Genomic DNA, 10,972 nt, shown 5'->3' with positions numbered 1-10,972 from the left:
GCGCCGGACAGCTCCTGCCACAGTCCCTGCCCGGCCAGGACCTCCCGGGCCGCCAGCAGCTCGGCGTCGGTGACCGGCACCGCCTCACCCCCGCCCCGCCCCGGCCGGCGTGCCCGTCCTTGCCGAGAATCCGGTCGAGGTTCTCTGCGAGGCGCCGGTCGAGGCCCCGGCCGAGATCCCGGTCATCGTGGGCCCGGCTGTGGGGGTGGTCATGGGCGGAGCGGTGCGGGCGCTGATGCCGCCTGGCTCCCCGGCGGGCCATCGGCGTGCGCGCCCCGGCCGACGCCCCCTTCCGGCCGGTCGGCGCAGCCTCCCGCCCTGCCGGCGAGTCCGCCGAAGGAGCATGCGGTACGGCGGGCGTCGCGGGCGCGGCCGTACCGCCGGGCCCCTTCGCCTGCGCGGCGGCACCGGAGCCCCGCGCCTGCGCCTGCGGCGTGCCCGCCCCGGGAGGGCACAGCCCCAGCCACGCCCCCAGCGCCACGGAGACGACCGTGACCGCCAGCGCCGCCACCGTCACCCGGTCCACGCCGCCCGGCGGCTCCGGCTCGTACACCGGGAAGGGCGGCACCGGCGTCGCCCGCCGGAACGCCGACGGAGGTCTGTCAGTGTCCTGCTCGTGATTCACCGGGTCGGCCACGTAAGGATCATATGAGTGACGTTGTGACTACGGTCCGTAGCTTTGCGTGCCCTTTGACCCGCGCGTCGCGCCCCCGGGCGGCGGCGTCCGGCGCCGTCACGGGCTTGCGGGGCGCCGAGGACGACGGCACTCGCGAACCCCGGGGACGCCCACGGGCAGCCGGTTTGCGCGTGTCGCGGCGAGCTGTTAGCGTCGCCGCGGCGCGAGAAACGCGTGATCACCGGAGTGAGGGAGGTTGATGAATATGGCCGTCGCAGGCCCTCGTCAGCATGCCTTCATCCCGGCCCCGCGCGTCTAGAGCGCGGGCCGGTCGTCATCAACGACCAGGAGTGTCACATGTCTTCCTTCACCTCCGAGAACGCGCCCGCGAGCACCCCCGGCGACCCTTCCGGGGACGTCGCCGACCTGACCACCGACCGCCTGATCCTGCGGGCGTGGACTCCCGCCGAGGCCGACGCCGCCCGGCAGGGCGTCCGGCTCGACCACTGGGCCGGGGACTTCCCCGCCGAGGGCGACCAGGTGATCGCCGGTCTGTTCGACGCCAACCCGGCGTGGCTCGGCGCCCACGGTCACCGTCAGATCATCGAGCGCGACAGCGGCCTGGTGGTCGGATCGCTCGGCCTGTTCTGGCCGCCGGCCGACGGCCTCGTCGAGATCGGGTACGGGATCGTGGAGTCGCGACGCGGGCGGGGCTACGCGCCCGAGGCCGTCCGGGCCCTGACCGCGTTCGCCTTCACCGCGCCGGGCGTCCACACGGTCCACGCCCACGTGGAGCCGTCCAACCCGCCCTCGATCCGGGTGCTGGAGAAGGCGGGCTACCAGCAGTGGGAGGGCCCGTCCCAGGACAGCGCCGAGGACGGCGAGGTGCTGAGCTACCGCGCCGTGCCGCCGACCGGCAGCTGATCGACCGGTCGGCGCCGGCCGTCAGGGACGCGCACGCCCCTGACGGCCGGCGCCGCCGCCCACAAGCCACCCGCCCACAAGCCACCCGCCCACAAGCCACCCGCCCACAAGCCACCCGCTCCCAAGCCACCCACCCACAAGCCACAGGGTGGCCGCGGAGGTCCGTTCAGCCGCTCCAGCCGCGTGCCCGCAGGAACGCGGCGCACCGGTGGGTCCAGTCGCCGGCCACCGGGTCGTCCTCGGCCAGTCCCAGGCCGTGCTTGCCGTGCGGGTACACGTGCGCCTCGACCGGCACGCGGTGGCGGGCCAGCGCGCCGGCCAGGAGCAGGGTGTTGTCGAGCGGCACCGCGCCGTCGTCGGCGGTGTGCCACAGGAACATCGGCGGGCTGTGCGGCCCCACCCGCCGCTCGATCGACAAACCGTCCAGGTCCGCATCGGTGCCGCCGGGGCCGAGCAGGCTCGCGGCCGACCCGGCGTGGGCGGCGGGCCCGCTCAGGGTGACGACCGGGTAGCACAGCACCGCCAGGCCGGGGCGGGCGTCCTGCGCGTCCACCTCGTCGTGCGGACCCTCCGCGAGCATCGGGCCCGTCTCGGTGGCCAGCAGCCCCGCCAGGTGCCCGCCGGCCGAGAAGCCCAGCACGCCGACCCGCCCCGGGTCCACCCCGTGGCCGGCCGCGTGGGCGCGCACCCAGCGCACCGCCCGGGCGGCGTCCAGCAGCGGCAGCGGATGGCGGTGCGGCGCGACCCGGTAGGCGACCACGAACGCGGCCACCCCCAGCGTGTTCAGCCACCGCGCCACCGGCGCGCCCTCGTGCCCGGCCAGGTGCTCGTACCCGCCGCCCGGCAGCACCACGACGGCCGGAGCCGGCCGCGCGGAGCTCACCGGGAACGCGGTGATCCGCTCGATGGGTTCGCCCGGCCACAGCTGGTGCTCACTCACGATGCCGCCCTTCCTCCAGGAGTTCGCCGGCCACCGTACCGGGTCCTGAGGAAGGCGGCTGCCCGAGGGGAGGGGTCAGCCCAGGGAGGGGGCGGCCGTCCAGCTCGCCAGCACGGCCAGCTTCTCGGCGGCCTCCGAACCCGGCGCGGCGGTGTAGACGACCAGCAACAGGTCCGGGTCGCCGGGCAGCGCCAGCGTCTCGTACCCCACGTCGAGCCGGCCCACCACCGGATGCAGCATCCGCTTGACCCCGTAGGTCTTCTCCTTGACCTGGTGGTCGGCCCACAGGCGGCGGAACTCCTCGCTGCGCAGCGACAGCTCGCCGACCAGCTCGGCCAGCCGCTTGTCGCGCGGCCGGCGCCCGGCCTCCAGCCGCAGGTACGCCACGGTCTCGGCGGCCACCGCCTGCCAGTCGAGGTAGAACTCGCGCGCCGCCGGGTTGAGGAACGCGTCACGCGCCTGGTTGCGCGTGCGGTCGTCGCGGCCGGAGAAGCCGATCACCGCGTCGCCCATCGGGTTCCACGCCAGCACGTCCATGCACCGGCCCAGCAGGAACGCCGGCCCGCTCACCGACTCCACCAGGAGCCGCGCCCCCGGCCGCACCCGCTGCTGGGCGGTTCGGGGACGCTCCTCCTGCTTGTGCGGCCGGGCCAGGTCGCGCAGGTGCGCCTGCTCCACCTCATCCAGCCGCAGCACCCGGGCGACGGCGTCGAGCACCGCGTCCGACACGCTCTGCCCCCGGCCCTGCTCCAGGCGGATGTAGTAGTCGACGCTCACTCCCGCCAGTTGCGCGACCTCCTCGCGGCGCAGCCCCGGCACCCGGCGGCGCCCGAAGGCCTGCAACCCCACCTCCTCCGGCTGGATGCGCGCCCGTCGCGAACGGAGGAAATCGCCCAGATCAGTACTCATGGGGCCAGCCTAGGCAACGTCCCGCGCGCTCAACCTGGCACTGCCAGACCCAGGATGAGCCTCACCCTGGGTAAGGCGGCGCGTCCGGAGCAGGATCGTCTCCGTCAGCACGACAACACCTCGACGAGGAGCACCACCATGAGCTACGACGCTCTTTCCACCCGTACCGCCGTCATCACCGGCGCCGCCAGCGGCATGGGCGAGGCCACCGCCCGCCTGCTGGCCGCCCAGGGGGCGCGCGTGGCCCTGCTGGCCCGGCGCGCCGACCGGCTCGACGAGCTGGCCGCCAAGATCACGGCCGGTGGAGGCCAGGCCCTGGCGGTGACCGCCGACGTCACCGACCCCGCGAGCGTCGCCGCCGCCGCGGACCGCGTCCACGAGGCGTACGGGCCGGCCGACCTGGTGGTGAACTCGGCCGGCGTCATGCTGCCCAACCCGATCGTGGAGGGCCGTGACGACGAATGGACCCGCATGATCGACACCAACCTGAGCGGGGCGCTGCGGGTCATCCGCGCCTTCGTCCCCGACCTGCTCGCCGCCGCCGCGCAGGGCCGGCCCGCCGACCTGGTCAACGTCTCCTCCATCGGCGCCCACGTCACCTTCCCCAACTACGCGGTGTACGGCGCCACGAAGGCGGCGCTCACCTTCCTGTCGGCGTCGCTGCGCACCGAGCTGGGCGGGCAGGACGTGCGCGTCACCAACATCGAGCCGGGCCTGACCGACACCGAGCTGGGCCTGCACATCGACAACAGCGAGCTGAGCGGCCAGCTGGACGGCATGTACTCCGCGATGGACGCCCTGACGGCCGACGACGTCGCCGACCTGATCGCCTACACCACCAGCCGCCCGCGCCGCGTCAACCTGCGCCAGCTGGTGATCCTGCCCACGCGCCAGGCATGAGCGGGCCGCCGGTCGGTGGTCCGGGGTACGTGAAGGACCGCCGCCTGCCGTGCGGTGATTCAGCCCTCGGGATAGAAGAGGAACAGCGTGCATCCCGTGGTCGTCCGCGGGACGTGGGAGGAACCCGCGGGGGCGTGGATGAAGGAGCCCGCCGGATGGTCCCGGTCTCCGTCGTTGAAGACGCCGTTTGATGAACAAGGTCGTTCGGCGAGGTTGATCGTCGCTACGGTCTCGGCGTCTGGACGCCGGGGACCGAGGCGAGGAACGGGCCTGGATGACGTGGATCGAGCGGACCGCCTATCCGCAGCCGTGATCCGGAAGGGCGGCTCAGGCCAGGAACAACCCGGCGGATCTGATCAACGTGGCGATCGAGGAGCTGCTATCGCCCCCCTGCCTGCGCGCCCACATCAGCCGCTTCGGCGCCTACGCCACCGACGACCTGCACCGCCAACCCGGCCCGTTCGATCCCCTCCTTTCGATCCCCTCCTGAAGGAGGTCGACTTCACCGGCAAGGCCGAAATCGAACGTTTACTGAGGAGTGAATTCGGGGCGCAAGCCCTTAGCGCGTACTTCGCTGGCCGGTGGGGAGGGTACGAACGGCTCTGCCTCGATCAGGTGTCGGCGGAACCACTCGGCCGCGAGGCTCATCGCCTGACCGAGTCCGGGTTCTACGGACAGGCCGCGCTCGTCATAGGGCAGGATCTCCAGGCGTTTCGGTTCGCGGGCTTGGTCGTAGGCGGCCAGGACCTCGTCGATGTCGTGGGTGAGATCCTCGCGTCCGGTGACCATGAGGAGCGGCCGGGGGGCGACGCGCTCGATGAACGCCTCCGGCACCCATAGCAGCACCTGAGCCAGCGACTCGGCCTCCACCTCGTCGTCGAACGTAGGGTAGACCTCCTTGGCCAGTTGCAGGTAGTCCACGATGTTCGGGTCGCCGGTGCCGAGCAGCGGCATGCGCATCCCCTTCCCTGTCTCCTGGCGTTGCCGCAGGTCCTGATCGACGACATCGAGCATCGCTTGGACGGCGGCCCGGCCGCGGGCCTTCTCCATGGCGCGCCAGCCGTTGAACATGCTGGGGTTCTGGCAGGCGACGCATGTGACCCGGCGGTCGATCGCCGTCGCCTGGATCGCGACGGTGGCGCCCAGGCTGTGCCCCCACAACCCGATCCTGGCCGGGTCGACCTCGGGGCGGCCTTGCAGGTAGGTGATGGCGTTGCGGACGTCGTCGACGTAGCGGTGCGGGAAGACCTGGCCGCGCGGGTGGCCCTCGCTGGCGCCGATGGTGCGGTAATCGATCGCGAGGACGGCGAAGCCGGCCCGGACCAGGTAGGCGGCGCCGGGCGCCAGCGCCTCCTTGACCATGTGAACGCTGTGCCCCATCACCACGCCGGGCACCGGCCCGCCGGCTTCCTGCGGCAGATAGAGGTCGGCCGCGCAGCGTACGTCGCCGCTGCGGAACATGATGTGCTCGATCGTCATCGTGTGCCTTCCGTGGACAGAGCGGGAGGAGTCCAGTCCCAGAGTCGGGCGCTCTTGCGGCGGGCCACGCCGGAGGAGGCCAGGCGGGTCATCGCGGTCATGAGCCGGTAGGTCGCGCCGCTGGTGGACAGGCTGAGCTTGGGATCGGTCCGGGCCATGCGCTGCACCTGCTGGGTGCGGGGGCGGCGGACCTCGTCGTAGCGGTCCAGGGCCTGCGGGACGGAACTCGTCCGGGCTGCCTCGGCCGCCAGTACGACGGCGTCCTCCAGCGCCTGGCAGGCGCCTTGGGCCAGGAAGGGGGTCATCGCATGGGCGGCATCGCCGAGCAGCGCGATGCGGCCCTTGGCGTAGGAGGGCAGCGGGTCCAGGTCGTGGATGTCGTGGCACAGCACCGCTTCGGGCGGCGTGGCGGCCAGCAGGGCCGGGATGGGCTCGTGCCAGCCGCGCGTCCGGGCCATCACCTCGCCGAGATCGTCGTCGAAGCGCAGGCCCGGCTGCTCCTGGCGGACGGTGAGAAACCAGAACACCCGCTCGCCGATCAACGGGTGCGCGCCGAACCGGGCGCCGCGGCCCCAGGTCTGAAACCCACTCACCGGCCAGACCGTGCCCGGCGCTGTCACCCCGCGCCAGCACAGGATGCGCTGGAAGACGGGCTCGGGCGCGTCCGGCCAGACGCTGCGGCGTACCGTGCTGTGGATGCCGTCTGCTCCGACCAGCAGGTCGGCCCGCACCTCGCCGCCGTCACGACAGGTGACCGTGACGCCGTCGCCGTCCTGGCGGACGCCGGTCACCTCAGCGCTGGTACGGATCCGCTCCGCCGGCACGTGCCGGGCCAGCACGCGCTGCAGGTCGGCGCGGTGGTTGGCGAGCAGCGCCGGGTCGGCGTCCGGCTGGAACCGCATCAGGTAGGTCCCGTCCGGCAGCCGCATCGTGGCGCCCGCCTCGGTGGGCACCGAGCACGCCCGGAACTCCTCGCCCACGCCCAGGGCGTCGGCCGCGCGCAACGCATTCGGCGCGAACGACCAGCCGGCGCCCACCTCCCCCAGCTCTCGGGCCCGCTCCAGCACGGTTACATCCCATCCGCTGCGCAGCAGGCCGACGGCCACGGCCAGCCCTCCGATCCCGGCCCCGGCCACGATCGCGCTGCGACCCTGCTCACGCCTCATCGGCATCTCCCTCGTGCTGCGGCCCGGGCATACTCGCGAAGGCCTTGTCCATCCAGTCGAAGACTTCGTGCGCCGCGCGCAGCCGCCCGGTGCGCGCCGGATCGGACCCGGCCACCTCCATGCCCGCCGCGGTGATCTCACGGAACGCGGCCAGGCCCGCGACCCTGCGCCGGACGACTCGCTCCCAGGCGTCATCGTCCACCCGGTAGTAGTGGGTCTTCTGCCCCGGGCGGGTGCGACGGCGCACGAATCCGGCGTCGATGAGCAGGCGCATGCTGGTGGCCAGCGACGCCCTGCTCGCGCCGATCGCCTCGGCGATCTGCCCCGCCGACTGTTCCGGCGGATCACAGATCATCAACCAGGCCAGCACACGGCCGGCGATCGGCGGCACGGCGTACTCATCGATGCAGAACACCGCCGCCCGCTCCACCCACTCCAGGATTCGCTCCCGGTCACCTGTCATGCCATCCACCTATCTCAATCGTCTATAAAATCCAGTATGTACTGAATATAGTGTGAATGCAAGATGGTTCGCAGGATGTCGGAGAAGACCGTTGCGCGGTGGATCTCGCGTGACGTCAGATACGCGTCCAGGAGAGCACGTCCGGCCTTGGTGAGCCCGACCGGTCGAACTGGGTGAAGGTGAAGACGCTGCCGTCCCGCACGGTGCGAACCTTCCGTCCGGGTGGGCTGGTCAGAGGTGTGCGCGGGCTGCGGCGGACCAGTGGGGGGCGTTCCAGCGGTCGGCGATGGCGGCGGCCCGGGCGAAGTGGGTGGCGGCCTCGTCGTCGCGGCCGAGCAGCAGCGCCAGCTCACCGAGCGTGTGGGCGACCGGACGCAGCGCCAGCGAAAGGCTCTCCGCGCCGGCCGGGGGGCCTGCACGGTGAGGGAGCAGGCCCGCATAGATCTCCGCGGCGGCGTCGCGGTCGTTCAGCGCGACGATCGCCATCGCGCGCAGGCTCGTCAGGAAGGTGAAGAAGAAGTCGGGCCGGATCGGGCTCGGTGGCGTGCGGGCCCGGCGCGCCTCGTCGCCGCGGCCGGCGGCGTGGAGGGCGAGCGCGAGCAGGTCGGCGACCATCGGGCCGAGCGCCTCGCGGAGAGCGCGCACGTCGTCCAGGTGGTCGCCGAGCGTGCCGTCGTTCAGCCAGATCGCCGCCCGCGCGAGGGGGAGGAAGCCGGCGTGCACCGATCCGGCGCCTTCCATGCGTTCGGTGGCCTCGGCGTAGAGGCGCTCGGCGTCGGCGAACCGGCCCTCGATGAGCACCAGGCTCGCCAGCGCGATCTCGACGGCGCCGATCGCCTCCGGCATCCGGTAGGCGCGGGCGAGGTCGAGCGCCTCCTCGGTCACGCGGCGCATCGTCGCCGGGTCGTTGGCCGCAGCGGCGTTGGCGGCCTGGCTGAGCAGCCCGGTCACGCGGTAGACGGGCAGGTCGTGCGCGACGCCGATCTCCACCAGCTCGCGGGAGTACTCCTCCTGCCCGGGGTCGCCGGCGAGGACCAGGAGCGCCGCGGCCCGGAGGCGGGGATCGGTGGCGAGGTCGAGGGCTTCCCGCGCCGCCGCCATGACCGTCGGATCGTCCTCGCCCACCAGCTCGTTGGCGTAGGCGATGAGGAGGCGGGACCGCACGTCGGGGGCGAGACCGGTCCGCTTGAGCAGGCGGCTGAGGCGGTCGACGACGGGACGGTCGACCGTGCCGTACGTGCGGGCCTGCCAGGGGGTGGGCTCGGTCCAGGCGGTGAACGCGGCGATCATCAGGTCGTCGCGGCCGATCGACTCGGCGTACTCCACGGCCTGCTCGCGCGTGTCCCTGGCCGCGGCGCCGGCCCCGGCCCTGATCTGTGCCCGGAGCAGCCTGCCGAGCAGGTCGACGCGCTCGTCCGGTTCGCTGCAGTTGGCGACCGCGTCGGTGAGGAGGGCAGCCGCCACGTCGTGGGCGTAGCGCGCCTCGGCCAGCTCGGCGGCCCGCACGCAATAGCCGACGGCCTTCGGCGATCCCGCTCGCGCATAGTGATGGGCGAGCGCCGCGACGTCGCCGGTGCCCTCCAGGGCGGCGGCGATCCGGGCGTGCATCCTTGCGGCCCGCAACCGGCTGACGTCGGCGACCAGCGCGTCCCTGACCAGCGCGTGAACGAACCGGACGCGCCCGGGCCCGGGCTCGTCGAGCAACCCGGCGATGACGCCCGCGTCCAGCGCGTCCAGCACGCCGTCCCCGTCGGCGTCGGCGGCCTGCACGAGCACGTCCACCGAACTTTCCCGGCCGGCCACCGCCGCCAGCCGCAGGACGGACACGCCGCTCTCGGGCAGCCTTGCCAGCCGGCGCCGCAGCACGTCCCGTACGCCCTCGGGGACCTCGGAGAGCGCGACCAGCGCGCCCTCGCCGTTCAGCAGTCGCGCGCTCTCCCGCACGTAGAACGGGTTGCCGCCGGTGCGCTCGGCGATCCTCGCCACCGTCGCGTCGTCGGCCTCGCTTTCGGCCCGTACGAGCTCGGCCACCGCCGCGCCGTCGAGCCCGGGCAGCGCGATCCGGAGCGGCACGGTGCGGGCGAGCGCACCCAGCGTCTCGGTGAGGTGCTCGCTCTCGTCCTGGCGGTACGCCGCCACGACCAGGATCGGGGCCCGCACGCCGACGCCGCCGCTGAGCAGCTCCAGCGTGGTCGTGTCCGCCCAGTGCAGGTCGTCCAGCACGACGGCGACCGGCCGTTCCGTGGCGGCCGCGGCGAGCCAGGCCCACACGGCCCGGCGCAGCCGGAACCGCCCGGCGGCGGCGTCGGTGTCCGCCGGCATGGAGTCGGAGAGCAACGGCGCCAAGTCTTCCGCGAAGTCCCCCGGAGGGACGGCCGCGGCGACGGCCCGCAGCGCCTCGACCCACGCCCACGCGGGCGGCGCTCCGTCGACCTCCGGACAACGCCCGGCGGCGACGAGCCAGCCGTCGCGCTCCAACTGCGCGCCGAGGTGCTCCAAGAGCGTCGACTTGCCCAGCCCCGCTTCCCCGGTGACAAGAGCGACGCGCGCCCCGTCGGCGGCAGCCTCCCCGGCGGCCGAAACCAGCGCGGCAAGCTCCCCCTCCCGCCCCACGAAGGAGGCAGCGCGATGCAAGGTCGCGTCCTGCGAGGCCGCGCGGTGCGGGGACGCGTCGTGCGAGGGTGTGGTGGCCGGGGGCGGGGTGGCCGGGGGTGGGGGGACGGCCGTGCGGAGGATGTCGATGCGCTGGGCGAGGATCGCCTCTTCCAGGGCGACCAGGTCGGGACCGGGGTCGAGACCGAGTTCGTCGGCGAAGGTGGCGCGGGCGCGGCGGAGCGTCGCCAGGGCGTCGGCCTGGCGGCCGCTGCTCCACAGCGCCAGGGCGTGCAGGCGCCAGCCCTCTTCGCGCAGGGGTTCGTCGCGGGTGAGGCTCTCGGCCTCGGGAACCACCGAGGCGGGGTCGCCCGTCCGCAGGCTCGCCGCGACGTGGAGCTCGCGGGCGACCAGGCGCAGCTCGTTCAGGCGGGCGGTCTCGGCGGCGGCCCACGGCTCGTCGGCGACCTCGGCGAACGCGGGTCCGTGCCATAGGCCCAGTGCCTCGGCCAGCCGGGCGCGGGCGGCCTGAGGCTCGGTGAGCGTGCGGGCCTCGTCGAGCAGGTCCTCGAAACGCCACGCGTCCACCGATTCCGGCGGCAGCCGCAGCGCGTAGCCGGGGGCGGCGCTCACCAGGAGGCGGGCCGGGGTCCGGGGCGGGCGGCCGGGCTCCAGCAGCCGTCGCAGGTTGGAGACATACGCCTGCAGGGAGGCCAGCGCACGCGATGGCGGCTCGCCGCGCCAGAGGTCCTCGATCATCCGGTCGACCGGCACGACCTGTCCGCGCGCCGCGACCAGGAGGGCCAGGACGCCGCGCTGCCGCGGCCCGCCCAGGGGAACGGGCTCGCCGTTGACCTCGGCGCCGAGCGAGCCCAATACCCGGATCAAGACCATGACGTGCGACATCATACGCGGATCCTGGCGTTCCAAGTCGGCTTCCAAGTCGGGTTCCAAGTGCCTTCCAAACGCCCGGGAGCAACCTT

10 protein-coding genes and 1 pseudogene are annotated in these 10,972 nt (G+C 73.6%); 3 read left to right on the top strand and 8 right to left on the bottom strand.

Features of this window, described 5'->3' with window-relative positions; all coding sequences use genetic code 11:
- A pseudogene (locus ABZS51_RS15360) lies at positions 1-637 on the bottom strand (hypothetical protein); the annotation flags it as partial.
- 336 nt (positions 638-973) lie between these two features.
- On the opposite strand from ABZS51_RS15360, the gene ABZS51_RS15355 reads away from it, so the two are divergent.
- On the top strand, positions 974-1,540 hold the full coding sequence (locus ABZS51_RS15355) for a GNAT family N-acetyltransferase (protein ID WP_355440616.1): 567 nt from the start codon (positions 974-976) through the stop codon (positions 1,538-1,540).
- 166 nt (positions 1,541-1,706) lie between these two features.
- Here ABZS51_RS15355 and ABZS51_RS15350 read toward each other — a convergent pair whose 3' ends face one another.
- Both ABZS51_RS15350 and ABZS51_RS15345 read right to left on the bottom strand, forming a co-directional pair.
- Complete coding sequence (locus ABZS51_RS15350) at positions 1,707-2,480, bottom strand: alpha/beta hydrolase (RefSeq protein WP_355440613.1); 774 nt, start codon at positions 2,478-2,480, stop codon at positions 1,707-1,709.
- A 75-nt stretch (positions 2,481-2,555) separates the two neighbouring features.
- Positions 2,556-3,389 (bottom strand): helix-turn-helix transcriptional regulator, encoded by an 834-nt coding sequence (locus ABZS51_RS15345; RefSeq protein ID WP_355440610.1) that lies wholly within the window; start codon positions 3,387-3,389, stop codon positions 2,556-2,558.
- A 138-nt stretch (positions 3,390-3,527) separates the two neighbouring features.
- Here ABZS51_RS15345 and ABZS51_RS15340 point away from each other — a divergent pair, with 138 nt between their 5' ends.
- A complete protein-coding gene (locus ABZS51_RS15340; RefSeq protein ID WP_355440606.1) occupies positions 3,528-4,289 on the top strand; it encodes an SDR family oxidoreductase in 762 nt (253 codons plus the stop codon).
- Positions 4,290-4,348: 59 nt separating this feature from the next.
- On the opposite strand, the gene ABZS51_RS15335 is transcribed toward ABZS51_RS15340, so the two are convergent.
- On the bottom strand, positions 4,349-4,507 hold the full coding sequence (locus tag ABZS51_RS15335) for a cupin domain-containing protein (RefSeq protein ID WP_355440627.1): 159 nt from the start codon (positions 4,505-4,507) through the stop codon (positions 4,349-4,351).
- A 143-nt stretch (positions 4,508-4,650) separates the two neighbouring features.
- Between ABZS51_RS15335 and ABZS51_RS15330 the strand changes: the two genes are divergently transcribed.
- Positions 4,651-4,779: a hypothetical protein gene (locus ABZS51_RS15330; RefSeq protein WP_355440602.1), complete on the top strand. Its 129-nt coding sequence runs from the start codon at positions 4,651-4,653 to the stop codon at positions 4,777-4,779.
- Between the two features lie 38 nt (positions 4,780-4,817).
- Here the strand turns inward: ABZS51_RS15330 and ABZS51_RS15325 are convergent, their stop codons facing one another.
- The 4 genes from ABZS51_RS15325 to ABZS51_RS15310 form a co-directional block, all read right to left on the bottom strand.
- Positions 4,818-5,768, bottom strand: a complete 951-nt coding sequence (locus tag ABZS51_RS15325) for an alpha/beta fold hydrolase (RefSeq protein WP_355440600.1) — start codon at positions 5,766-5,768, stop codon at positions 4,818-4,820.
- Positions 5,765-6,934: an FAD-dependent monooxygenase gene (locus ABZS51_RS15320; protein ID WP_355440597.1), complete on the bottom strand. Its 1,170-nt coding sequence runs from the start codon at positions 6,932-6,934 to the stop codon at positions 5,765-5,767. The genes ABZS51_RS15325 and ABZS51_RS15320 overlap by 4 nt, the downstream gene beginning before the upstream one ends.
- Positions 6,924-7,397, bottom strand: a complete 474-nt coding sequence (locus ABZS51_RS15315) for a transcriptional regulator (RefSeq protein WP_355440594.1) — start codon at positions 7,395-7,397, stop codon at positions 6,924-6,926. Before ABZS51_RS15315 ends, ABZS51_RS15320 begins: the two co-directional genes overlap by 11 nt.
- A 231-nt stretch (positions 7,398-7,628) precedes the next feature.
- Positions 7,629-10,883 carry a BTAD domain-containing putative transcriptional regulator gene (locus ABZS51_RS15310; protein WP_355440591.1) on the bottom strand — a complete coding sequence of 1,085 codons (3,255 nt, stop codon included), beginning with the start codon at positions 10,881-10,883 and terminating at the stop codon, positions 7,629-7,631.
- Between the last annotated feature and the right edge of the window lie 89 nt (positions 10,884-10,972).

Origin of the sequence: Nonomuraea sp. NPDC005501 (genome assembly GCF_040605905.1) — a bacterium.
GTDB lineage: Bacteria > Actinomycetota > Actinomycetes > Streptosporangiales > Streptosporangiaceae > Nonomuraea.
Note: the sequence above shows the minus strand (reverse complement) of the source record. Positions and strands in the feature narration are given on the sequence as shown.